The sequence below is a fragment of the Niallia sp. XMNu-256 genome, from assembly GCF_036670015.1.
In the GTDB taxonomy this organism is placed as follows: Bacteria; Bacillota; Bacilli; order Bacillales; family Cytobacillaceae; genus Bacillus_BD.
In genome coordinates this window covers 1,230,236-1,254,618 of sequence record NZ_CP137636.1, presented here as the reverse complement: position 1 = coordinate 1,254,618, position 24,383 = coordinate 1,230,236, and the positions used below count along the sequence as shown (strand labels likewise).

Annotated in this window: 28 protein-coding genes and 1 pseudogene; 11 read left to right on the top strand and 18 right to left on the bottom strand. The window is 36.4% G+C overall.

Annotated elements, in window-relative coordinates:
• The first annotated feature begins 282 nt into the window (after positions 1-282).
• From R4Z10_RS06415 to R4Z10_RS06400, 4 genes are all read left to right on the top strand, one after another.
• On the top strand, positions 283-396 hold the full coding sequence (locus R4Z10_RS06415) for a YjcZ family sporulation protein (protein ID WP_338472376.1): 114 nt from the start codon (positions 283-285) through the stop codon (positions 394-396).
• A 210-nt stretch (positions 397-606) separates the two neighbouring features.
• Positions 607-993, top strand: coding sequence for an aspartate 1-decarboxylase (panD, locus tag R4Z10_RS06410; protein WP_338472375.1), 387 nt, complete (start codon positions 607-609; stop codon positions 991-993).
• Positions 994-997: 4 nt separating this feature from the next.
• Positions 998-1,837 carry a YheC/YheD family protein gene (locus R4Z10_RS06405; protein WP_338472374.1) on the top strand — a complete coding sequence of 280 codons (840 nt, stop codon included), beginning with the start codon at positions 998-1,000 and terminating at the stop codon, positions 1,835-1,837.
• Between the two features lie 82 nt (positions 1,838-1,919).
• A complete protein-coding gene (locus R4Z10_RS06400) occupies positions 1,920-2,603 on the top strand; it encodes a class I SAM-dependent methyltransferase (protein WP_338472373.1) in 684 nt (227 codons plus the stop codon).
• Between the two features lie 133 nt (positions 2,604-2,736).
• Here the strand turns inward: R4Z10_RS06400 and R4Z10_RS06395 are convergent, their stop codons facing one another.
• From R4Z10_RS06395 to R4Z10_RS06380, 4 genes are all read right to left on the bottom strand, one after another.
• Positions 2,737-3,087 carry a hypothetical protein gene (locus R4Z10_RS06395; RefSeq protein WP_338472372.1) on the bottom strand — a complete coding sequence of 117 codons (351 nt, stop codon included), beginning with the start codon at positions 3,085-3,087 and terminating at the stop codon, positions 2,737-2,739.
• A gap of 145 nt (positions 3,088-3,232) precedes the next feature.
• A complete protein-coding gene (locus R4Z10_RS06390; protein WP_338472371.1) occupies positions 3,233-3,664 on the bottom strand; it encodes a GNAT family N-acetyltransferase in 432 nt (143 codons plus the stop codon).
• Positions 3,665-3,735: 71 nt separating this feature from the next.
• Complete coding sequence (locus R4Z10_RS06385; protein WP_338472370.1) at positions 3,736-4,449, bottom strand: class I SAM-dependent methyltransferase; 714 nt, start codon at positions 4,447-4,449, stop codon at positions 3,736-3,738.
• A gap of 65 nt (positions 4,450-4,514) precedes the next feature.
• Positions 4,515-4,730, bottom strand: a complete 216-nt coding sequence (locus R4Z10_RS06380; RefSeq protein ID WP_338472369.1) for a YppG family protein — start codon at positions 4,728-4,730, stop codon at positions 4,515-4,517.
• A 204-nt stretch (positions 4,731-4,934) separates the two neighbouring features.
• On the opposite strand from R4Z10_RS06380, the gene R4Z10_RS06375 reads away from it, so the two are divergent.
• A complete protein-coding gene (locus tag R4Z10_RS06375) occupies positions 4,935-5,705 on the top strand; it encodes a DUF2268 domain-containing protein (protein ID WP_338472368.1) in 771 nt (256 codons plus the stop codon).
• Positions 5,706-5,825: 120 nt separating this feature from the next.
• Here the strand turns inward: R4Z10_RS06375 and R4Z10_RS06370 are convergent, their stop codons facing one another.
• Both R4Z10_RS06370 and R4Z10_RS06365 read right to left on the bottom strand, forming a co-directional pair.
• On the bottom strand, positions 5,826-5,960 hold the full coding sequence (locus R4Z10_RS06370) for a YjcZ family sporulation protein (protein ID WP_338472367.1): 135 nt from the start codon (positions 5,958-5,960) through the stop codon (positions 5,826-5,828).
• A 38-nt stretch (positions 5,961-5,998) separates the two neighbouring features.
• Positions 5,999-6,097, bottom strand: coding sequence for a YjcZ family sporulation protein (locus R4Z10_RS06365; protein ID WP_338472366.1), 99 nt, complete (start codon positions 6,095-6,097; stop codon positions 5,999-6,001).
• Between the two features lie 354 nt (positions 6,098-6,451).
• Between R4Z10_RS06365 and R4Z10_RS06360 the strand changes: the two genes are divergently transcribed.
• On the top strand, positions 6,452-6,706 hold the full coding sequence (locus R4Z10_RS06360; protein ID WP_338472365.1) for a hypothetical protein: 255 nt from the start codon (positions 6,452-6,454) through the stop codon (positions 6,704-6,706).
• Between the two features lie 137 nt (positions 6,707-6,843).
• On the opposite strand, the gene R4Z10_RS06355 is transcribed toward R4Z10_RS06360, so the two are convergent.
• Positions 6,844-7,923, bottom strand: coding sequence for a hypothetical protein (locus tag R4Z10_RS06355; protein WP_338472364.1), 1,080 nt, complete (start codon positions 7,921-7,923; stop codon positions 6,844-6,846).
• Between the two features lie 53 nt (positions 7,924-7,976).
• Positions 7,977-8,450, bottom strand: coding sequence for an Hsp20/alpha crystallin family protein (locus R4Z10_RS06350; protein ID WP_338472363.1), 474 nt, complete (start codon positions 8,448-8,450; stop codon positions 7,977-7,979).
• A 485-nt stretch (positions 8,451-8,935) separates the two neighbouring features.
• On the opposite strand from R4Z10_RS06350, the gene R4Z10_RS06345 reads away from it, so the two are divergent.
• The 4 genes from R4Z10_RS06345 (at position 8,936) to R4Z10_RS06330 (ending at position 10,683) form a co-directional block, all read left to right on the top strand.
• Positions 8,936-9,178, top strand: a complete 243-nt coding sequence (locus R4Z10_RS06345; RefSeq protein WP_338472362.1) for a hypothetical protein — start codon at positions 8,936-8,938, stop codon at positions 9,176-9,178.
• Between the two features lie 11 nt (positions 9,179-9,189).
• Positions 9,190-9,423 (top strand): hypothetical protein, encoded by a 234-nt coding sequence (locus R4Z10_RS06340; protein ID WP_338472361.1) that lies wholly within the window; start codon positions 9,190-9,192, stop codon positions 9,421-9,423.
• A gap of 81 nt (positions 9,424-9,504) precedes the next feature.
• Complete coding sequence (locus R4Z10_RS06335) at positions 9,505-9,723, top strand: hypothetical protein (RefSeq protein ID WP_338472360.1); 219 nt, start codon at positions 9,505-9,507, stop codon at positions 9,721-9,723.
• Between the two features lie 261 nt (positions 9,724-9,984).
• Positions 9,985-10,683, top strand: coding sequence for a DUF421 domain-containing protein (locus tag R4Z10_RS06330; protein WP_338472359.1), 699 nt, complete (start codon positions 9,985-9,987; stop codon positions 10,681-10,683).
• A gap of 38 nt (positions 10,684-10,721) precedes the next feature.
• On the opposite strand, the gene R4Z10_RS06325 is transcribed toward R4Z10_RS06330, so the two are convergent.
• The 5 genes and pseudogenes from R4Z10_RS06325 to yiaA all read right to left on the bottom strand — a co-directional run bounded on the left by R4Z10_RS06325 (position 10,722) and on the right by yiaA (position 15,831).
• Positions 10,722-10,961, bottom strand: coding sequence for a spore germination protein (locus R4Z10_RS06325; protein WP_338472358.1), 240 nt, complete (start codon positions 10,959-10,961; stop codon positions 10,722-10,724).
• Positions 10,962-11,267: 306 nt separating this feature from the next.
• The gene (locus R4Z10_RS06320; protein WP_338472357.1) at positions 11,268-13,250 is read right to left on the bottom strand and encodes an LTA synthase family protein; all 1,983 of its coding nucleotides are present in this window, start codon (positions 13,248-13,250) and stop codon (positions 11,268-11,270) included.
• A gap of 433 nt (positions 13,251-13,683) precedes the next feature.
• Positions 13,684-14,448: pseudogene (locus tag R4Z10_RS06315) on the bottom strand (aldehyde dehydrogenase family protein); the annotation flags it as partial.
• A 319-nt stretch (positions 14,449-14,767) separates the two neighbouring features.
• Positions 14,768-15,202, bottom strand: coding sequence for a VOC family protein (locus R4Z10_RS06310; protein WP_338472356.1), 435 nt, complete (start codon positions 15,200-15,202; stop codon positions 14,768-14,770).
• Positions 15,203-15,360: 158 nt separating this feature from the next.
• The gene (gene yiaA, locus R4Z10_RS06305) at positions 15,361-15,831 is read right to left on the bottom strand and encodes an inner membrane protein YiaA (RefSeq protein ID WP_338472355.1); all 471 of its coding nucleotides are present in this window, start codon (positions 15,829-15,831) and stop codon (positions 15,361-15,363) included.
• A 668-nt stretch (positions 15,832-16,499) separates the two neighbouring features.
• On the opposite strand from yiaA, the gene R4Z10_RS06300 reads away from it, so the two are divergent.
• A complete protein-coding gene (locus tag R4Z10_RS06300; RefSeq protein WP_338473172.1) occupies positions 16,500-17,681 on the top strand; it encodes a YeeE/YedE family protein in 1,182 nt (393 codons plus the stop codon).
• Between the two features lie 314 nt (positions 17,682-17,995).
• Here R4Z10_RS06300 and R4Z10_RS06295 read toward each other — a convergent pair whose 3' ends face one another.
• The 5 genes from R4Z10_RS06295 to R4Z10_RS06275 all read right to left on the bottom strand — a co-directional run bounded on the left by R4Z10_RS06295 (position 17,996) and on the right by R4Z10_RS06275 (position 24,227).
• The gene (locus R4Z10_RS06295) at positions 17,996-18,445 is read right to left on the bottom strand and encodes a YhcH/YjgK/YiaL family protein (protein WP_338472354.1); all 450 of its coding nucleotides are present in this window, start codon (positions 18,443-18,445) and stop codon (positions 17,996-17,998) included.
• Positions 18,446-18,648: 203 nt separating this feature from the next.
• Positions 18,649-19,209 (bottom strand): TetR/AcrR family transcriptional regulator, encoded by a 561-nt coding sequence (locus R4Z10_RS06290; protein WP_338472353.1) that lies wholly within the window; start codon positions 19,207-19,209, stop codon positions 18,649-18,651.
• A 498-nt stretch (positions 19,210-19,707) separates the two neighbouring features.
• Positions 19,708-21,015, bottom strand: a complete 1,308-nt coding sequence (locus tag R4Z10_RS06285; RefSeq protein WP_338472352.1) for an MFS transporter — start codon at positions 21,013-21,015, stop codon at positions 19,708-19,710.
• A 42-nt stretch (positions 21,016-21,057) separates the two neighbouring features.
• Positions 21,058-22,038, bottom strand: a complete 981-nt coding sequence (locus R4Z10_RS06280; RefSeq protein WP_338472351.1) for an SMP-30/gluconolactonase/LRE family protein — start codon at positions 22,036-22,038, stop codon at positions 21,058-21,060.
• A gap of 128 nt (positions 22,039-22,166) precedes the next feature.
• Entirely contained in the window at positions 22,167-24,227 is a 2,061-nt protein-coding gene (locus R4Z10_RS06275; RefSeq protein WP_338472350.1) for a (Fe-S)-binding protein, read from the bottom strand.
• Between the last annotated feature and the right edge of the window lie 156 nt (positions 24,228-24,383).

Genomic DNA, 24,383 nt, shown 5'->3' with positions numbered 1-24,383 from the left:
CATGCTGCTATCTTCATCTAACCATCAATGGGGGATGAAAGTCTCTTACCGACAGAATTTTCACCCTATTCTGGGTATTTAATTTACTTCCTGTATTCTTCAATTCCTTTCATAGAATTCAACCTTTTTTGATAGACCTGTTCCGCAATTTCTTAAACAAGTTGAAAGTACGGTCGGATAATTCTTGTTAACTCTTCGCTTCACCTATTACATGCTTGTCCATTTCACCATAATCAAATTTGCATACAATATGTTATCTTTCATAAATGGAGGTTAGATATTATGTCAGATGGCGGATACGGCGGTGGTTACAGCAAGGGTTCTAGTTTTGCTTTAATTGTCGTTCTCTTTATTCTGTTGGTTATTGTTGGTACTCAATTTATGAGCGGGTACTAATTTTTTGAAAAAACAGCACACGTTGAGGGGATTCTAATATCTATTTAGAATCCTCTCTTTGTATAGATTACTAAGATTTTTAATAAAATTCCTTCCTCCGATTTTATAAATTTTTAATAATTTATTTTTCGATTTCCTTCCATTCTAGGCACATTGTATTTTGAAACTTCATATACAGATGTTAAAAAGTTTATATTTTGGAGGATTAAGATGCAACGTTATATGTGTAAAGGCAAAATCCATAGAGCTACTGTAACAGAGGCCGATTTAAATTATCCTGGAAGCATTACAATCGATAAAGAACTCATGAAAGCAGCCGATATCTTGCCATATGAGATCGTACAAATTACCAATCTCCGCAATGCAACTCGCTGGAAAACCTATGCCATTCCTGGAGAGGCACATTCAGGTGTTATCTGTTTAAACGGCCCGCCAGCTCACCTTTTTTCGAAGGGAGACATTGTGATCATTTTAAGCACAGGAATATTTACCGAGGTAGAAATCAAATATTTAAAAACGAAGGTGGCCTATGTAGATAGTCAAAATAATATAACAAAGGTTGTAGAGAATCCTTTGATGGAATCATGGGGGGATTAATGGCATGTCACCTATTTTGGATCCAAACAGAGAGTTTATTAACAAATGGGAAATGTATAAATTATTATTATGTCACTCCATAAATAACGTCCAAATCCCTGATACCCAATTATTTTCAAGAGAATCATTGTCCTCCATGCTGATCCAATATCCCCTTCTTTATATAAAGCCAATTGACTCCTGGGGTGGAAAAGATATCAGTACCTTTCAACAAGACGGAAATTCCTATATTTGGACGATTCAAGGACAGGAAGCAATCATTCTTCATGACTTTAATGAGATCTATCATCAAATCCAGCAATTTTATCAAGATAAAAGCACCATCATACAGAGAGGAATTCCAACAGTCCGTTTTAAAGATCAACCATTTGATATCAGGTCTCATTTATATAAAGAGATGAACGGTTCCTGGGTCTATGCGGGTGATTTAATAAGAATTGGTGGAAAAGGATCCATCGTATCCAATATTGAAATTAGTAATGGTTCCGTTAAACCAACCCATGAAGTGATTTCTACCGTATTCCCTACTTCAAACCATACATTTTCAACAGAAAAATTAAAGACAGTATCCATGGAAATTTGTCAAATGCTTGATCAATACCATTTTTTCACTGAAGTAGGAATTGATTTTGGATTGGACCATCTTGGAAACCTGTGGATTATAGAAGTAAATACAGATGACACACAAGGGGCTCCTGATCCATATTTGTTTTCCCTTCTACCTGACCAAAGTTCCTTTAATCAAATCATCGATCATAAGGCTAAGATTTATGAAAAATGGATGAGGCATATGGTCGATTCATTTGAAGCCGATAAAAAGGAAAAAAGGCAAGAACCAAATTAATTTCGACATTATATTTAATTTTCTCATTAAAATCAAATGGGAGTAGGTGGTTAGAATTGAGACCTCAATCTATTTAGATTTCTTGTCTAAGTTTGGTGTTGGTGGGGCCCATCCAGGGGGAATTGAGCTGACGTTAGAAATATTCAAGTCTGAGAAAGTCACCCCCACTACTCGCATTTTAGATGTTGGTTGTGGTACTGGTCAAACTGCAGCCTACTTAGCTGCCCAATACGGAGCCATTGTAACCGGGATAGACATTAACCCTGTCATGGTCGAAAAAGCTAGAAAGAGAATGGCAAGATACCAATTACCGGTTGAAATCATTCAAGGGTCGATCGATAATTGTCCTTTAAAAGACGACACATTTGATATGATCATTTCTGAATCTGTTCTTTCATTTGTCAATAAACCAAGATCATTAACTGAAATTTACCGATTATTAAAATATGGCGGCCGTTTTATTGCTAATGAACTTACTATAAATCAACGTGTTCACCCAAGTAATGAGAAGGAAATTACTCAATTTTACGGAATAGATTCCCTTTTGCTAGAAAGTGATTGGATTACTTTGTTACAACAGACTGGGTTTAAAGGGATAAACATCCATAAGCAAGTACAACCAATCTCCCAACAGAATGTGACGCCAGAATTCTTTTATTCAAATGATATTAAACCTGAACTGTACACCATTATGAATCAACATGTTTATATTATGGCAAAATACCATGGAACTTTGGACTATCGGGTATTTTCCTGTACGAAATAGTTACTTATAAACTATGGACGATTAAAGGGCTCAAGTTTGAAGCTCTTTTTTCTTTAGTTAAATTTATTTTATGATATTCATTCAGCTCAACCAAAAAGACTTGCAGAATCTCTGCAAGTCTTTTTGGTTATATTTAAATAAAAAACGGGAAAAACGGGCCAAATCTTCTAACTCCAAAGAATGGAAAGCCAAACAATCCAAATGGTCCAAAGAAAGGAAAGAACTGTCTGCTGCTGCTCTCATCTTCCATATGAATGGACTCGTGATGATGTTGATGGTGTTGATGGTGTTGGTGAAGTTGATGATGCATTTTAGGCATAAGAATATACATTTTATCTCTATCATAGCTGTGAAGAATCCCCTGATAAATGGTACCATCTTTTAACTCTACTTGAATAAATTGATATAAATGCTTTTTGCACTTATGATGATGGTCATGGTCCCTTTCGTCATAAATAGGATTCTGATTCATATATGGTTGCATGACGTACCCTCCTCTAATTTACTACCCTTTCACATTATTCATAGACAAGTTTTTGTGTTACCAGTATTTGTTAAAATCTATATTCAGTAAAAAACCGCTTCCTCGATCAAGTTAACCATTGCTTTGGTGAAGGTAATCTCCAGATTCACTTTTTTTCCATTAATGTTGTAACTTCTTGGAATCCAAGCTGTTGATAAAGTTGCCGGGCTTTATTACCTGCAAATACATTTAATTGTACTTTATTAAGTCCCTGTTCTTGCAACCTATTAATCCCTTCCAAACACAACTGTCTCCCGATTCCATCCCTACGAAATTCGGGAATAACATAAACTTCTGAAATCATCCCCACTCTTTCACCATTATAGTGGCTCCATGTACCGGCAATACCGATCCACCCCTTTAAGACGTTATTCTCTGAATAAACAAGGTAATAACCACCGTCTTCCAAAAAGGCCATCAGTGTGAGCTCTTGATTTTCCAATAGATCAATTAATCCCATGGTGGATTCCTTGAACACGTCCAGGGAATAGGTAAGGATCTCTTGGGTCTCTTCGTAGGTAGCTTTTCTAATTGTCATCCTCCGCTTCAACCCCTTTATGGATTAAACTTCGAAAAAAGCTATGGTTTAACGTAATTGAACGTTGAACTTCAAACACAGCATCTAAACACACGGAAACTTAGTACATTTTGATATCTTTTTGAGAATTGCTCATGCTGGTCCAGGATGTTATATAATTCTTCATCCAACTGCTCAGAAAGTGAAAAATCCGTAGTATTGTCAAGGTCAGGTTCATGGGCTGTCAAATGAAATTTCTCTATATTTATTTCCTGGAAACCTGCCTTTTGAAAAAAGGAACGCCACTGCGGTTCCGTCAGAATCAAAGGAACTCCATAAAACTCCGTTATTGGGAATAATTCTTCCTCTGGTAGTTGTTCCTCTAGAACCATTTCAATCGCCAATAAAACACCATCCGCTTTCAATACTCGCCTAAACTCTGGGAGGGTTTTGGAGACATCTGTAAATGCAGCGACCGATTCAGATAGAACCAAATCAAAGGATTCCTCACCAAACGGCAAACTTTCGACACGTCCAAGTCTAGTTTCAATAGGATGATTTTTAGATTGAAACCTTTTCCTTGCTTTTTCCAACATCATTTCATTGTTATCTAAACCGATTATTTTACAATTATACTTTTCAGCCATATAGGCAGAAGTTTGTCCTGTACCACATCCAACATCCAGTACAATGGTTTGTTCATTTATTTTTTCTCTTGATAAAAGTTTTTTGGTCAATTGCAGACCACCTGGATGGGCGCCGCCGACTCCAAATAAAGCCAAACAATCTAGATATGTGTAATTCACCTTTTCTCCCAACCCTTGTAAATTTTTTTATATAAAAAGGTTTAGTTCACCTATACAATGCGTTTTTACTTTTTAACCAACTTGCTAAAGATCGGGCTGATTTGACTATAAATTTGTTTTATATCTTCAGCCGTTTTTGTCATTTTCTCTATATCTAGTTTCCCTTCCGCATCATAAAACTGGGACAAAATATTTAGTCTTTTTGGTTGCTGACGTGGATGGATCCGCCTATGATGCATATGTGGTGGTGGATATGGGCGTCTAGGTCTCCCCTGAAACATGATTGATACCTCCTTTATTTAATGCTATATCCTATTCAAAAAGTAGGTTTGGGTTAGGGCTTCCGCCTGCATTTGGGCGGATTGATTAAATGTTTTATTATGTATATTCTCTGGACTTCATTTTTTATTTTTAGTATTAAGATGGTACTTCCCTTTTGTTCTTTTCATATTTTATTACATTGAGGAAGAATTGGAGGGATTGGCATGAAAGTAATTAGGACAGATTATTGGCTTCAAGAAGAATATAATCAACCTGTTGAAATGTGCGAAAAGGTTAGAGGACTTTTTGATGGTGCTTATGCCTCTGAAATTTATGATTATTTATTACTACATGGGATGTATTCCCCTCTTACAAACGGAAAAGATCAAATCATTAAGCTACAAAATAATCAAGTATGGGAGATTGTTCAGAACGAAGCACAGGACCTTCAACGGTTGTGGAATGGTCCAGATATCCCCATTTTTATTTTTCCATCCGATACAAGTAACGAAACAATGAAGATTGAGTTTAACGGAAAATCTGGTTTAGCCTTTAAGGATAAATTATTTCTGTTTATTTCAGAGGAGAATAACGAGGCGGAAATAAGATCGTTGCTAACACATGAATACAACCATGTTTGTCGCTTAACGTATTTTCCAAAGCATGAAGGCATCTACACATTATTAGATACGATGATTTTAGAAGGGTTAGCTGAAAATACCGTACGTGAAAGGGTTGGGGAAGAATTTTTATCCCCTTGGATATCTTTTTATACGGACAAAGAGTTGCTTCACATGTGGGAAAATTTAATTGTTCCGAACCGAATGATTTTAAAATCAAACCCTAAACACCACGAGCTATTATACGGATCCCCTTTATACCCTAAATTGGCGGGATACGCTGTTGGCTACTTTTTAGTTAAAAACTATATAGAAAAAAATCATTCCACTGCAAATGGTTTACTATCCACCGATTCTAATCAGTTTTCTCTTTGAAGGTTACGTATAGATCCCATCTTTTCAAAACTCCCACTATATATAATCTCAAAATTTATTAAACAGAAAGCATAAAAAAGATGCCGGTACTCCCGACATCTTTTTTTCTTTCTGACTATTTTAACACCATAAAGTAGCTCCAACAATAATGAGAAGGATAAATAAAACTACTATTAACGCGAATCCTCCTCTAAAACCTCCACCATAGCCATAGCCGCCGTATCCATAGCCTCCAACTCCACCACAACCAAACATAATAACGCTCCTAACGTGTTTATTGATTTTTTAGTGTCTTAGTAGCCCCACCAAGAGGCTCCAATAATAACCAGCAGAATAAATAACACTACTAACAAAGCAAATCCAGATCCGGATCCGTATCCAGCTCCACTCATATACAATCACCTCCAAGCGATATAAAATAGACTATGTCATTACACGATTTTTTGATTGGATAAAATCGTATTTTTTAACTTTTGGGCTATAACCTAAAGTCACCCTATCCACAAGCCCCTTTAAAGAGTCATTTAATGCCTGACTCGAGCTACCCAAAAATAAATCCAATGCATAAATGTCTAAATACAGATCATGATGTAAGAAACCAATTAAATGTTTCCTAAACATTTGTCTAATCTCATCAATTAATAAAGTTACAACACACTTCCACTATAAACCTAGGATGTTTGTCCTTAACCACTTCTAATAAATAGCATAGGATATCTTGTACTAATTAGAATGGAGGGAAACTTATGTCACTCGGTTATTATCATGGTTTATGTAACAAACATAGAGGTAGAGCTGTTGAGATCAGAACCCGCGACGGGAGAGTTCATAGAGGAATTATTCATCGTGTTTCTCCAAACAGAGTATTTCTGCAACCGCTAAGATCTAGAAGAAATCTAGGTGGCTTTGGTTATGGTTATTACGGTGGTGGGGGGTTTGGCTGGGGAATCGCTTTAGGGGCAATCGTAGGATTAGCTTTGCTCCCATTTTTCTGGTGGTAAGACAAAACTCAGTTTATTTACAACTCCTTATAGATTAAATATGTACAACCTTAACTAAATTTAATGTTACAAATTGTTTTACTCTTATCGCAAAAGTATACGGTAAAAAATAGGGCTTCAGGGATTTAGAAGCCCTATTAAGTCTCTTCATCCTCAATAACGATATCAGTATATTGAGGATTTTCTTCAGTTGGATTGACGGCTTGCTCTGAGGTGGAAGATTCATCAACCTGCATGTCATCTGGCTTGTCCATACTAGATTGACTATTTTCCATTTCCTCTTTCATTTCCTTCATTTTTGCCATATCCCCTTTTATTTGCTCAGTGATTTTCTGCGGTATGGTTTCTTTCCCATATGTTGCACCAATATTTAAAGCTCCATTAAGATTTTTGATGCCAAGCTGTGCGAAGTTATTATTTTGTTCATATTTTTCTAAATATAGTTTATCGACATACAATGTTTTACAAATGGGGTCTTCCTGCTGTATTGAAGCTTCTGTTTCGTCCATTTGTTTCAGTAATTCATTGCTTGTTTCAATTAGTTCCTCCATCCGTTTCAACAAACTGACCTGAACTTCATTAACCAATAACAAATTGTGTTCTAAGATCTGTACTCTCCTTTCCAACTGCGTATAAAAAACTTCATTCTCGTCTCTTTTTTCATTTGTACGTTGAACTGTTGCAATATTTTCAGGTGGTGTCTGATTATAATCTATTTTGGATTGTTCTACTTTAAGTTTGATTATCGAAATTTGATTTTCTAAAGCCTGGATTTTTTCAATCAATTCTTTTTCCCTTTGGAGATGAAAGGTATCCTTTTCTAAAATGAGCTGTTGAATTAAATGGATTAAACGTTCATCATCTTTATGTTCTTCTTCTTGCGGAAGAGGATTTATGAGCAATGTTCCTTTTTCTTCCTTATCGTTTTCCAACTGGTAGACTCTTTGTCCTAGTTCCGCTAATCTTTTATTGATCTCCTTAAATTTCTGGGTATCCTCTAAGCTTTTTACTTGAGCTTCCTTCCCCTGATTCTTTACTCGGCTCTGCTCTTTTTTTTCTGCAATTCTGTCCATAGACATTGATGTTCGAAACTTTTTCTCAAACTCTAATAAGCCTTTAATTTGAACCTCAAGTGCATTGATTCTTAAAATTTGTTTTTCCCACTCAATTTCGTTTTTCTTTTGACCTTTTTGATTGAACATCCCTTTTATAGACATCATGTCTCCCCACGCTTAGTAAAATTATTAACCCAATGATTCCACTCGTTCGGTTATTCAATATTTACTCGCTCTTCTTTTAAAAACTGTCGTTTATATGAAATAAATAAGAGTCCATTATTAAATTTAGCACGAATTCGATTCGGATATGTCGGCTCAGGAAGCTGGATCACACGTTCAAAGGGGCCATGATATCGTTCTTGCTGTACTGGCTCTCCGGTGATCATTTCATGATTGTTCCCTTTGATTAATAGGCTTGTTCCTGACACAGATAATTGAATATTTTCTTTTACGTAACCCGCTAATTCCATTATTAATAAAACGTCCTCATCCGTTATGTAAATATCTGTTTGTGGAAAATTTCTTCCCTGCCCTTTTTTCATAGCAGTTTCACCTGAATGATTTCCATCAACATTGCTTTTCATAAATTCCTCAAAGGAGGATTGATCAAATATCCCATCCCAAAAATCACCGGTTTGGTATTTTTTTGCCAAATCCATCCACTGTAAGATCTTATTCATATCCATGATGGATCCACCCCCTTGTAACGCTCGATATGAATCCCGTTACATGCCCTCATTTATAATGATATTTACGATTTATTAAATCATTCATAAAAAAATGTACACTCACTGCTAAAATTAAAACTTAAAATCGATCATTCCATTTAGCTCGTCCACACTAACTGAAAACATATTTCATTTATAACCATCATATAGTTAAGTACCCGTAATAAAAGCACAGAAAGGATAATGACCCATGTTCTTTATACCGACAAAGGTAAATATTACCGAAATAAAACTAAATAATATCGATCATTGCAGTTCAATATCTTTTAGTTCTACCATAATACAAAACAGAAATGTATCAGCAAAGAAAAATCAAGGCTTTGGCCAGCAGTTAGCTGACGGGTGTTTCAGAATCAACACAACAAGCGCGACTTTTGATCATGACGTCGAGGATTTTCTAATTCAAAAAAGTAACTGAATACGTATTATTTAGGAGGATTTAAATGGGAGGTCCTGTTCCATACATTAATATCAATATTAATATCATTAAGGTAAATTCATTCGAGAATGCTTCCGCAATAAATGTAGGACAAAATTTATTAGCGGAATGGCATAATTCTGATAAAAAAAACCAAGGGTTAGGCCAAAACATGGGAGATGGGACCAATTTTGTCGCTACAAAGAGCGCTGTCGATGACCGAGACCAAATTGATTCTAACTCCTCTTTTGAAACGGCTAACCCATAAGGAGTTATAACATGCCATTTGCACCTGTATCAATAAATATCTTAGGAATTAAGATTAATGCCATTGACAATGGGGCAATCGTAAATCTCGGCCCTAGTCAACACCTGGATCAGTTTGTTTCGTATAAACGAAATCAAGGGTTTGGAGAACAAAATGGAGATTTATCCCCTACGGTACTGCCAAACTCTCTGGTATTGGACCCGGATATCTCTGACAGCAACTCCATCAAAGCAAGCATTGTATAGTGCAAGCTTAAGACGATGGTACGTTTGGCTATGAATAACATAAAGACAGGGATGTGTTGAAATATGGTTTTTGTTTCACCAATGGTCTTTAATATACTTGGATTCAAAGTAAATACAATTGATAATGGTGCCGTAGCGAATATGGGGACTCTGCAATTAATCGATCAACTTGTGACATATAAGCGAAATCAAGCGTTTGGAGAACAAAACGGAGACCTTTCCCCAGTAGCGGTCCAAGCAGCCGCCGTCATTGACCCCGATGCTAGTGATAGTAATGCCATTAAAAACAGTGTCATATAAAATTCTTTCTAGATTCGATAATATATTTGTAGTCAAGAACATCATAAATAATAAACAATCCCCAATTTGATAAAAACCTCATCAAAATCGGGGGATTTTTTTGCGTGAAATTGAAGGGTAGTGCATTAAAACGTAGACAAACTAAACTGTCTTCTGTTTTAGTTTGTCTACGTTTTTTTATTAGAAAAAATACATTTTAAATTTAAAGGGGCGAACAATATGATAGGAGTAGGTATCTTTTTACTATAAGGAGTTAATAAAATGACGATTCCAGAATTAATCCTAAGACTTGCAATTGCTTTCGTAACTTTATTATTTTTAACCAGACTTATGGGCAGAAAAGAAATATCCCAAATGACCTTTTTTAATTTTATCTCTGCAATCTCAATAGGACATATAGGGGGCTCTCTTGCCATTGATGCTTCCCTCACTATCACTAATGGATTACTAGCGCTTATCGCTTGGACTGCTTTTACCATTTTTATAAGCATCTTAGATCTAAAATCTCAAAAGTTACGAGTAGCTATTGAAGGTGAGCCTAGAATTCTTGTGAAAAAGGGAAAAATTATGGAAGATGAACTCCGTAAAGTTCGTTTAGACATAGACGCTTTAAATACTTTATTACGAAAGAAAAACGTATTTTCCCTATCAGAAGTCAATTATGCCATTTTTGAAACAGATGGAACTCTTTCAGTTATGAAAAAAGAATCTAAGCAGCCTTTGACAAAGGGTGATTTAAATATAAACCAGAAAAATGCCCATGTATTCCCTATTTCTACATCTGTCATTTCCGATGGTAAAATTAAGGAAGAGAACTTAGAAAAATTAAACCTAAATCGACAATGGTTAGAGAACCAATTAAAAGATCACGGTATAAATTCTATAACGGATGTCTTTTATGCTGAAATTCAAAAGGACGGTACACTATACATTGATCCAAAAAATGATGCTCTTCATTGAATAAACCATTCTCGGTCCATTTAATCTAAAATAAATATCTATTGACTGTTGTCAGCTGAAGAGGGGTTCTCTGTTTGACCTTGATCACTATAATCGGGATCTTTGACTTTTGTAACAATTACAGAATGTGTAGGCGAAAAATCTCCCATTGAAAAATTTGCTCCATATAATTTTACATTTGCAGTATGACTATTTTGTACCGTTCTACCAATATCAACATTGGCATTTTGTGCAATACCGTTAACAATCAGATTATAAATTTTAATTTGATTTGACATGTCTGCCTCCTATTAAACAAGCTTGTGATTTTAATATAAAGTATGTTAAAACACCTGTTTAAGAAATGGACAATCATGGAGTTTATAATCGAAATGTGAAAACCGAACGTTTCCCATGTTTACTCCAAGAAAATTAAATATTCAAATCTAAAGCAAAAAATCAAAAGGGCTGGTAATAAAGAGCTAGAAGCGGTGATTGCTCAAGGCGGGAGAGACGAAGTATTAATTCATTCAAATAAGAATCGTGCTCCTGTTTCTAAATACAAACAAACCCCAATCTCAAGTGAGATTGGGGTTGTCTGCAAGTTAGTAATTTTCGTTATTAAAGGATGCTTCCTCTTCATTTGGTTCTTCAGTTTCTTGTTTACTGTAGTTATATTTTGATCGGTCCACTGGTTGGAATCCGTCTGGTGTATAAAAGCGTAATAAATCGCCATTGACCACCCGGTCTGAAAGTGCTAATTTTTGCATGGCGTTTTCTTGATAATTTCTTGCTTCGGGTAATCTCTCTGCTTCTAGTAAAAGCCCTGTTTGAGAATCATAGTATTTACCCGAAATAGACGTAATGGTTGAACTAACAAAATCACCATTACGGAAAGGAATAATATCATCATGTTCTTCTGATAATAAATCGGTTCCAAACACGATGAAGTTCTTTGTGTCGATTCCTAATAAATGAAGAAGGGTTGGCATCAAATCGATTTGCCCCCCATATTCATGATTCACTCCACCCTCGATTCCTGGCACACGAATCATCAATGGAACCCGTTGTAAACCAGTGCTTTCAAATGGAGTAATTTCTTTTCCTAGAACTTGTCCCATCGCTTTATTATGATTTTGTGAAATTCCATAATGATCTCCGTACATAATAATGATCGAGTTATCGTATAAACCGGACTCCTTCAGATAGCCAAAAAATTGCTCAAGCGCTTCATCTGCATAGCGAGCGGTTTGAAAGTAGCGATTCACTGATTTACTATTCGTTGTATGAGGCGCAATCGTCGCATCTTCTTCTTTAAGCTTATAGGGATAATGATGTGTTACTGTAATAAACTTTGAATAAAAAGGTTGTGGCAATGATTCTAACTTTGGAATCGACTGCTCAAAAAATGGTTTGTCCATCAGCCCATAATCAGCAAGGTCTTCCGGGTTCATTTCATAATAACTAGAATCATAGAATCGATCATATCCGAATGATTTATAAATTTCATTCCGATTCCAAAATGTTCCTGTATTTGGATGGAACACAGCTGAAGTATACCCTTGTTGTCTTAAAATGGCTGGAACCGCATGATAGGTGTTTAATCCTTTCATGGTGAAGGCGGAACCTTGTGCTAAGCCATATAAGGAGTTTTCTAATAGAAATTCCGCATCAGCTGTCTTGCCTTGTGCTGTTTGATGGAAAAAGTTATCAAAATAAATCGTGTTCTCATCTCTTATAAAAGAGTTTAAAAATGGTGTCACTTGTTCACCGTGCAGTTCGAAATCGATTAAAAAGTTTTGTATGGATTCAAGGTGAATATAGATCACATTCATGCCTTTTGCGGCGCCAAAATATTTTGGATTCGGTTCAGCATAGTTAGATTGTGTATAGTTAATAACCTCAGTTAGGTCACTGCCATCTGCCAACGCTCGCTGGGCCGAAGCTTTTGTACTTTGAACAGCATCATAAACCGTGTAATTATACATGCCTAAATATTTCACTATATAGTTACGATCAAATCCCCTAGTTAATAATTGAGGTCGATCGGATTCTGCTAAAGCCAAATTTAAACTTGAAATTCCTAAACCCAATAGGATCAAAGCCGCAGCCATTCGATGTTTCATGTTCTTACCTTCGATTTTAACAACCCGAAAAGCCAACAAGCCGATTAACAATATGATATCGACAAAGAACAAAATGTCATATGATCTCAATAGTGATACTATACTACTGCTTACATCCCCAAAATTCTGTGTCTGAAAAATGGTAGGTAAGGTAAGGAAATCATTAAAGAAACGATAATATAACACATTTGCATATAACAAAAAAGTTAGAAGGAAATCAATAATAATCAGCCCTATGTATTTCTTCCTTCCGTTTAAAAAGCTAGCAAATCCTAAAAAGATCATCGCTGAACCTAAAGGGTTTAAAAATAATAGAAACTCCTGGAATGAACTTTCTACACCTAAATTAAACTGTGTCAACTGAATGAAATACGTTTTCATCCATAGAAAAAGAACCGTTATAAAGAAAAAGACAACGTATTTATTAAGCATCCCCTGTCCTTTTTGAAATATTTTATTCATATATACCCTCACTCCAATTAAAACTCCATCCTAGCATAAACATTCTTCTATTCATATATCTATAGATTCAATTTTAAATTAAATTTAACGATTCTATAGGATCCTTGTACCACCTCGCCCAAGAGATCTAATCTCCCATAATGGATAACTCAAAAATACAGTCTACCATGACATATGCCAAAAATAAAATATTTTGTCAAAGTTGAAGACGTTTTCCTATGATTAAATGTACCAGAAATATCAAATTCTGAAAACTAGCATTCTTTATTCAATACAGCGAAATGGGAATAGGGTCATCAGAAAATAGGATATTTGTTGATCATCTCAAAAGCAAATAGAAAGGCAGGTACTTCATATTTGAAATACCTGCCGTTTCATTTTAATAGACTTTATCTCCAAACAGACAATTATTCTATTCCTATAATTGTATGAATTAAAGAGGATATTTCCTGTTTTCCTTTTGAACTGAAATCCACTTCATAGTAGTAAACTCTTCTAATGCCCATTCTCCGTTATAACGACCTAGACCCGAACTTTTTTCTCCACCAAAAGGGACATTTGCTTCATCATTGACCGTTTGATCATTGACATGTGTCATGCCACTTTCAATCTGTTGAGCAAATTCTATCCCTCTGTCTAAATTTCTAGTAAACACAGATGAGCTTAAACCAAATTCTGTATGATTAGCCATTTCAATTGCTTCGTCCTCAGATTTAAATGGAATAATCGACACGACAGGCCCAAAAATTTCGCTTTGAGCAATTGTCATTTCATTTGTTACGTCAGCCAACACAAAAGGCGTTAACACATTACCGACTCGTTGCCCTTGAAGAGCAACCGTAGCTCCTTCTTTTTTGGCTGTTTCTATGAGCTCTAATATTTTATTTATGTGCTTTTCATTAATAATGGGTCCTATAATCACATTTGGATTTTTCGGGTCTTCATATTCGAGCTTGGAAACCTTAGCAGCAAACTTTGTAACAAATGCATCATAAATTAATTGATCAACTAAAATTCGATTGATACTCATACATATTTGGCCTTGGTGTAAGTAAGCACCAAAAGCCGCAGCGTTAACAGTTTGATTAACATCTGCATCTTTTAGAACAACAAACGGGTTATTGCCTCCGAGTTCAAGTGCAACACGCTTCAAATTCTTGCCAGCGACCGCTCCTACATGACGTCCAGCTGGAGTCGACCCTGTGAATTGCTGGACCGGTTCAAAGAATCAACAAGCTAACAACTCCAAAGCTAATCAAACGAGTACAACAAGCCGCAGAAGAAGTAACACAAGCATTAAACTGATCTCAGCTATCTATATAATTTCCATTAGTTTCTAAAAGTGTTAATGTTTTCCACAAAAAGCGGCATGTTATGCAATCTAGGCTGCTCAACATGCCGCTTTTTGTATGATCGTATCTAGTTTCATATTCGCAGTATGTAAATCAAAATTGAAACCATTAAACATAGGAATAATGATAAGACACCATCCAGAACTGGAATCGTGCCTATCTCATTTATTTTTCTCTATTCTCTTCCCACAGTTGTACTCGTTCTTCAAAACTCACTTCTCTATGAACTTGATGCAACATCCAAATATAACCGTAAGGATCGCTAAACATGGCATTTGATACCCCAAAATCCATCATTTCAGTAACCGCTTGTACTTCCGTGCAGCCAAGGCTCATCGCTTTTGAATATGTTTCCTTAATATCTGGAACTGTGATATTAAACCAGATGGTTTTAGGATCCTCTTCACTTGGTGCGATTAAATGGAATTTTGGATTTTCATCTAACATGTGAAAGCGAACTCCATATAAGTTGAAAACAACCTCATTTTCGCCTTTAGGGAAATTTGTAACCTCAATATGATCAATCTCAAATACCTTTTCGTATAATTCTAATGCTTTCAAGCTGTCTGTAACAACCATATCGATTTCTACACCGACCACTATGCCACTTCCTTTTTAGTCATTTAGATTATTTTTCAATTATACCTCATTCTTGCTAAAACAAAAAAAAAAGGAAAGTTAGCACTCCCCTTTTTGAAAATTCAATTATAAGAAACTCCATAATTCAGGAAGATGTAACACATAAATCCGTTTAGATATTATTCCCTTTCTCGTGCATTCTTTGTATCTCTAATATTTTTTTGAACCGTTATGGCTGCAAATAAACTAAGAACATAGGCCATCCCATAAAATCCCTTTTCGCTTAAAACAATACTCCCTGCATTGTATAAACCGATCGCCATAAGTGATATTGAAACAATGAGTGCAAACCAACTAATTCCATAATATATTCCCGTAACCGGTATCCCTTCTTCCTTATCCCTTACTGCCTTTTGTAAAGAGACCGCTGCATATAAACCAAATACTAACACGGCAAAGTAATAGCCTTTTTCGTTTAGTTCCATCATTGCGTTAAACAAGCCAATCAAATATGCCCCAACACCTATAATAAACGCTGCCCAAGAAGCCCCTTTAAAAGCTGATGTTGGCTCGCCTTCTTTTCTTTCAACCTTCATTTTGGGCTCTTTGTCTTTCTCAGTATTAAATAGAACCTCATTTTCATTTGACATCGAATGTATCACTTCCTTTTTATTAAACATTTGTCAATTATAGGATAAACAATAGTCCTCTAACCTTACTCTATTATATAAAAGTTACTTTCAAAATATTAAATCTCTTTATTTATTAATTATTAAACAAGAGACGGATCTTGTATTTTAAAAGATCCGTCCTCTTGTTTAGTTTGTTTCCGTTCTTTTATTCGTCTTCCACTTAATTCCACTTGCAACACATCCCATACTAACGATTAATAAAATAACATTAATGGTGTTATGTAACCAGTTTGGCATAAACGATCCTCCCGTAGTATTAAATTAATTTATCGTTTAACTCTCTCTTTTTTCCAGAAATTTGAAACAATTACATTATAATAGAACAGGAGGGATTTAACAACATCAACATACTATAAAGTGAAACTACCATCAGTGAGAGTCTTACTTCCCGTTAAGCCAGATATTAGAACTCAAAAAAACGGTGTACTCCCGGATGTAACAGGATGAAAATCCAAAAACTACTTTACTTTTCACTATTACTATAATAGTATGTTAAATAAATCATACTATCTTCATAAGATTAAGAGGTGAATGGATTGTCACATACAACTTTAGAATCAACGTCTAAGCTTAAATATAAATCCTTAGTTAAGAACCCGACTACGTTTGTCACAAATCTTAACCCGATGCAAAAGGGATATGTTTCAGCTGGTCTAATTATTTCCCTTATTTTGCTGATGACAATTGTCAATACGGCTGGTTGGGTACAGGGAACCCTTTTTATCATCGGATTAGCTTTGGGAGCGACATTGCTTTATGCTCGATTTGGTTTTACATCTGCCTTTCGCAGGCTTGTATCCGTAGGTAACGTGCAGGGACTCCAAGCCCATATGCTCATGTTTGCCGTTTCTACTACTCTATTTGCAATTATTTTGAGTACAGGATTTAGTTTTACAGGTGTAACGCCAGCAGGTTATGTCTCACCTGTAGGAATTCCCGTTCTTTTCGGTGCTTTTCTGTTCGGGATTGGCATGCAGCTTGGAAATGGTTGTGCATCAGGAACTTTGTATAACTTAGGTGGGGGCTCTTCTTCCATGGTGTTAACCCTTATTTCCTTTATTGCCGGTTCTACTCTTGGTGCCTATCATCTCAACTTTTGGATGGAAGAAACCCCAACGCTTCCGCCGATATCATTGGCAACTTCTACAGGACTGGGTTACTTTGGAGCTTGGGCAATTCAAATGGCTTTATTTGCCGTGATTTACTTCATAACGATTCAAATTGGGAAAAAGAAAAATCCTCCAATGATGAAGCCGCTAGCAACAACGACGGGTTGGAGAAAAGTATTACGCGGTTCCTGGCCATTATTCGTTGCGGCGATTGTTTTAGCTCTCCTAAACGCTTTAACTTTAACCGTTAGAGGGACACCATGGGGAATTACATCGGCCTTTGCTCTATGGGGAGGAAAATTCCTCAATACAGTTGGAATCGATGTTGCAAGCTGGGGATATTTTACCGGTCCAAATGGTGAAGCTTTGAAAAACTCAGTGTTAGCAGATTCTACAAGCGTACTGAACTTTGGAATTATGTTAGGAGCCTTTATTGCCTCCTCTTTCCAAGGTACGTTTAAACCAAAGAAAATAAAACCTGGCATTGCCGGAGCTTCCATTTTTGGCGGTCTCCTAATGGGATACGGATCACGGCTTGCTTTCGGCTGTAATATTGGAGCTTATTTTGGAGGAATTTCGTCCTTCAGTCTTCACGGATGGGTCTGGGCAATTATGGCTTTACTTGGAACCTTCTTAGCCCTCTTTATTCGCCCATTATTCGGGCTGAAAAATCCAAGCTCAAAAGACACATTCTGCTAATCAAACGGGATAAGGAAAAACCTTATCCCGTTTTTTATAAATGGTCTCCGCCCGATATCCGATCAAACCCTCTTACACCAATCCACCATCACTATTAATGATCACGCCTGTAATCGCCATTGTTAACCCTCCTATTATATTGATAACGTTTACACATTTATTTACGTAGCCTATATATATCTATTTTAAAATATTTTCAGATAATTATTGAAATACTAAATTCTTATTAACTTAATAAGGAAATTGACATAACCGCAAAAAACCCTTCATCATCTGAAGGGCTGACATAAAAATATTAAAATCAAGGTTAAAGATTAATCCCACAGCACCTTGACGACTGCTTTTCGAATCGGCTCGGGATTATTGACACACATACCTGGTCTATGTGCATCTTTTGGGGTGAAGACGGCAAAGTAACTTTCTTTTACTACAAAGCTCTCTCCTTCTGCATCAAGGAACATTAAATCCTTCTCTTGATGCGCTTCAATGACCTGTGCCTCTCCGATGTGAGTGTACTCCATTTTCTCCTGCCCTTGAATAACATATTGAATATCAGCATAACGATAATGGGCTTCAAAGCGACAAACTTCGGGTAATTTTGTATCATATTCTTGTATCATCACAAACACTTTATCCTCTTCAATAGGATATGTACCTACTTCAAGTGAATTTAGATCATTTTCAAGCAGAAAATGAAGTCCCTTCTTTAATCTGGGATGTAGCTGATCATACATTTTTGCATTTGACAATTTATCAAGTATCAAAGTTAGTTCCTCCGTTAGGTAAAATTGTAAACCGTTCTTTATTATAAAATAATAAAGTTGATTTAGATAGGACGTATAATGTTAGATTCACTATATTCCTTGATCAAACCACTGAAACAAAAGAATGGTTTACAAGGTCTAATAACAAAGCGGGTTAATATGTTTATCACCCTTAAACAAAAAAATACTGCCCCTGAGAGCAGTTAGATTTCCTTCAATATATTAGGTAAAAATTGAGAGACGGTTTGAAGCGGGATCGTATCGTTTTTAGATAAACTAAGCAAAATTCCCCCTTCGATTGAAGCTGTAATCATAAGTGCAGTGGAATAAGCTTTATCCTCTGGAATTCCATCTGCTACTAGTTTATCTGAACAGATCTTTATTATTTGTCGATATAATAAATTACTCGCATTTCGAACCGGTTCACTCAATGATTCCATTTCCCGGACAATGCTCGTAAACGTATAACCTGTGATTGTACCATCCTTTTCAAACCTTTCCATTAAGATATCAATCATGGCACGTGTCGCCTCTAATGTCGTAGGATATTGAGAATAAATCGATTGCATGTCATCTGTAATCGCCTCATTCATCAAGCGGAGACAAGCAATGAGCAATTCTTCTTTTCCATTTGGAAAATGATGATACATAGATCCTTTTGTAATTTTACAAGCATTCAATATTTCATTTAAACCGACACTCTTGAAGCCTTTTTGTTGAAAAAGAGTGGTCGCAGTTTCAATGATTAAAGTTTTCGTATCCATATTGGCAGTGACCTCCTCATACCGGCCGGTCTACTATACCAAATATGTACTTAACGTTCAATAAATTAGGTTAAATTTTCTCATTATTTTGGATAGAGGAATTCATACTTAAGGTTTATACAGATCGTTATATAATTGGAAAAACATAACCCTATAATAAACAGAAGTCACACCTGTCGGGATTATTAGGAATAATCACAAATACGCTTGGAAACGGCCAAAACGATGCTTCCTCCCAGAAACAGAGTTATATAATGAGGCATTAAAATGAATAGAAAAATAGAAATTAAAGGCCTAATTAATCTGATGTTGAATTAGGCCTTTAATTGTTTTCTGTATGAAAGCAAATCATTTTTTAGCTGTGAAGGAAATAGAGGAATACTGATCGATTCTGACACATACAACTGACCATTAAAAGCAATTTATCGTGAATGTTCCAGCATCTTCAGACAGTCGAATCATATCCGCCAACATGGGATATTTTACCTTTTTTCCCCATTAACTTAAGTCTGTAGAAACATTTGTTATGGTCGCTTCTTCATTATTTGGTTTAGATAGTGTACTAGAAACATTATCTAATCGTACATTCTTTGTTTCTGGGAATACCCATGCCCATATGGCTAACATCAAAAATAAGGCCGCTCCTCCTAAAATAATTGGACTGTACCCATATACTGGGAATACAGCAGCTGTTATGAGCGGAGGAAATGCAGATAATCCACGACCAATTTGTAAGGACCATGAAATTCCCGTTGAACGAACATCTGTCGGGAAAATTTCACTAAATAACGATCCGAACACAGAGGCCCCATTTGAGCCGAAGTATAAGAAAAACATCGGTAATAAGATCCACAACGAATCGATTAAACTTGACCAAGTGAAGAAAAGGGCAATTCCACCTATTGCAGCCACAAACCCTAAATAAGAAAGCGTAATTCTTCTTCCCCATTTATCTGCAGTATATCCAGCAATAAACGAACCTACTAACCCAGCAAAAGCCGTAAAAAATAACCACCAACCCGCTGTTCCCATTTCAAACCCTTCGTACTTGACTAAATACGTAGGCAAGAAATTTGTAATTCCGTAGTAAGCGAAATATTGTAGTACCGCCGCAATTAACGCAATGGTAAAAGGCTTCCAAAATCGTCTCAATCCGTATTTTTCACGGACATTTACTTTTACCTTTGCGGTTTTGCCTATTTCTTTTTCCCAAACCTTTGATTCTTCAACATCTTTTCGGAGATAGAGAGCAAATAGAACAGGCAGGGACGAAATGACAAATGTCCAGCGCCAACCGATTAACGGTAAAATAAAGCCTCCTACAGTCGCACCTATAAAAATTCCCACATAAGCGCCTCCATATAGCATAGAGCTCCAAAATCCTCTTTGTTTGGATGGAACAGTTTCACTAACTAATGCTTGTGCAGCACCATACTCTCCCCCTAAACCGAAACCAGCTATCGCCGTCCAAAAGATGAGCCATTCATAATCAAAAGTGAAGGCACGCATGAAAGTAGCTAAACAAAAGATTACTAATGTAGCAATGAGGATTTTCTTTCTCCCAATCTTGTCACCTAAATAGCCAAATACAACTCCACCAATGGCTAAAAAGGCCAATTGTACTGAGAAGACGGAGGCTACTAGTGCAGTTGATAGTGAAAGGGCAGCTGCCATTGGAATGACTAAGAAGCTTAATAAAAAAACTTCATAATAGTCAAAGATCCAGCCGATATAGGCTCCAAAGAATATTTTATATTTTTTCTTATCCATTTTTTCTGATTGGATCCTGATGTTATCTGCTACCATACGCAACACCCCTTTACTAAATGTGTATTATTTCTTCATTTTCTACTGCAAACCGTATGGAGTTAATCCTTCTTTTTTCACTTTAATGCGCCATACCTCATTTTTTGAGGACTCGGTAATATACAAGTATCCATCGTTAAACGCTAGGTTGGTTGTAAAGGTTCCAGCATCTTCTGGCAGACGAATAGTTCCGTATTTAAACCCATTCGCATCAAGAACCACAATTTCTCCTGCTTGGAAATGGGCGACATATACATTCCCATCCGTATCGACCGCTAATCCATCAGGACCAATTCCTCCTTCAAAGGAACCGAAAACAAATGGCGTTTCAGGTGATTTTTCTGCTTTCTTAGAAGGAATAGAAAGTAATCGGTTTTTGTCAAATTCAGAAATGTACACACGCTGCCCATCTGCGGAGATTACAACTCCATTTGGATAAGCAATATTCTCAGCGAATAGTTCAGGTTCAGTACTATCGGCTGGCAAGTAGAAAACCCGACCAACTGGATGAGTCGCACTCGATCCCATTGGCTCTGTAAAGTACAACCCGCCTTTTTCATCAAATACTAAATCATTCAATCCATTTAACGGTTTCCCTTCATAGGTATTGACAACCGTTTCTGTTTTCTTTGCTATTGGGTCATAAGCAATAATTTTTCCATTTAGATCCGTCATAAAAATGCGTCCATCTTTGTGAATTTTTGCTCCAACAGGCACTATACCTTCTTCTACAACTGAAACCACCTTGTCCTTTTCAATAGTAAGAAGTTCTCCTGACATAGGGCTGACCATCCAAATATTCCCTTTTCGATCGAAGTTAATTCCCTCCATAAATCTACCCGTGTCACCTTCACTTACAACCACCTTTTCCCATTTGGCGTTAGCATGAATGATTTCTGAAATGTTATGCCTTTCTCCTTTTGGAACAGGTTTTGTTTCATACTTCGCCTTAGCTCCTACAATGCTCGCGGTAATGAGGAAGATGAATATAGATACTATTACGACTAAATTTCTTTTTTTCATTGATTACATTCCTCCATTTTTAATAATAAAAACAACCTTTTGAAACCCCATTTATGAGAATAAACATTCTTGTTAGAAAAGACATCACACCTTATCCTACTAAATCTCTAACCTCACTTTAAAAACGATTATCCAACCAATGAACGCTCAACGATCTCTACGATATCCATCGTTGCCACCGTATCTTCAACTTCCTTCGCTTTCGTTCCATCACTTAACATTGTTAAACAGTACGGACAATTGCTTCCAAGCATCGTTGGATTAAGTTGAAGAGCTTGTTCTGTTCGTTCCACATTAATCCGTTTCCCTTGCGTTTCTTCCATCCACATCATCCCGCCACCAGCGCCACAGCACATCGAATCCGATTTATTTCGTTCCATTTCTAACACGTTCACACCTGGAATCGACTTAAGAATTTGGCGTGGAATATCGTAAATATCGTTATAACGTCCGATATAACAAGAATCATGATAAGCAATCGACTCTGAAACATCTTTCGACGGCTTAATTCGGCCTTCTTGAATCCATTTCCAAATTAACTCTGTATGATGATACACTTCAGCTTCCAATCCAAATTCAGGATATTCGTGTTTAAAGGTATTGTAGGCATGTGGATCAATCGTCACAATTTTCTTGACGTTATATTTTTGAAAATTAGCAATATTTTTTTCACAAAGCTGTTGGAATAAGAATTCATTCCCCATTCTGCGAGCAGTATCACCAGAATTGCGCTCTTCATTGCCAAGTATTGCAAATTCGATTCCTGCTAGATTCATAATTTTAGAGAGAGATTGGACAACCTTTTGGCTGCGTTTATCAAAAGATCCCATCGAACCTACCCATAATAAGTACTCAAATTCATCTGTTTCTTTTACCGTCTTAACCGTGATATCTTCACGCTCTTCACGCCACTTAATTCTTTCTTTACGGTTAATTCCCCATGGGTTGCTTTGTCTTTCAATGTTTTGAAAGTAACGAGTCGCATCACTTGGGATATTGCCTTCAGTCATTACTAAATAACGTCTTAAATCAATGATTTTATCGACATGCTCATTTCCTACTGGACATTGATCTTCACAATTTCGGCATGTTGTACAAGCCCAAAGCTCCTCTTCTGTAATGACATCGCCAATTAAACTAGGCAATTCAACCGTAGCTGCTGATTCTTTTTGTGCCACATCTACCGCTAAAGCAGATGATCCAAAAACATTAGCAGGCAGCCAAGGACTTCGTGATGTTACACTTGCCCCTTTTTCTGTGAGGTGATCTCTCATCTTGACGATTAGATCCATTGGCGAAAGAGTTTTACCCGTTCCTGATGCTGGACACATATTCGTACAACGTCCACATTCGGCACAAGCGTATAAATCAATTAATTGATGCTGAGTGAAATCCTCAATTTTTCCTACACCAAACTCTTCTGCTTCTTCATCCTCAAAATCGATTTTACTTAGTTTCCCAACAGGGCCCTGTTTTTTGAAAAAGATATTGACCATCGCAAATAGTTCATGAAATTGTTTGGATTGTGGAACAAATACAAGAAAAGAAAATACGACGAGCATATGAACCCACCAAAATACGTAAAACAAGACCGTTCCTGCGGTTGTTCCGATACCAGAAAATAATAAAGCAATCATACTAGAGAACGGAGCATAAACGAGATTTGGTTCGCGACCAACCATAATGGTTTCAAAACCTAATGTAATTAAAATCGATAAAGTAAGCGTACTTAAAGCGATATAAACAAAAGCTGCTTTCCCATCACGTTTCCATTGCAATCGCTTTAATTTTTCACCATAACGACGATAAAAACCATATACAACCGCTAAAAACATGAGAAATGTTGCCCACTCCTGTAAAAGACTAAAGTATTTATGGGTGTCCCCTAAAGGATATTCATATCCTCTAATAAAACCTTTAATGATTAATTCGATAAGTCCTATTTGAATGATGAAGAAGGTATAAAATAAGACTAAATGCATAAGACCGCTTTTCTTATCTTTAAATAATTTTTTATGACCTAAAGCATTACTAGCAACTGTAGTAATTCGTTCCTTTAAGTTTGGCTGAAACTCACTTTTTTTCCCAAGTTTGATAAACAAATAGCGCGTATATACTAGATTAATAAACAAATAAGCCGCATATCCAGCTACAGCTAGAAAAGCCAATAAATTCAGTAATGTCATCATCTTTCTTCAACCTCCCTTGTTGATTCTTACGTTGAGGCCAGCGAGATGCTGGTCATACAGACATTGCTGTAAGCACTATAGTCTGTGTTCAATTTTTATAGCTTTACTGCCGATTGCCCCCTAGCAAACTCCCATTCAAGCAATGGGTCTTTATGC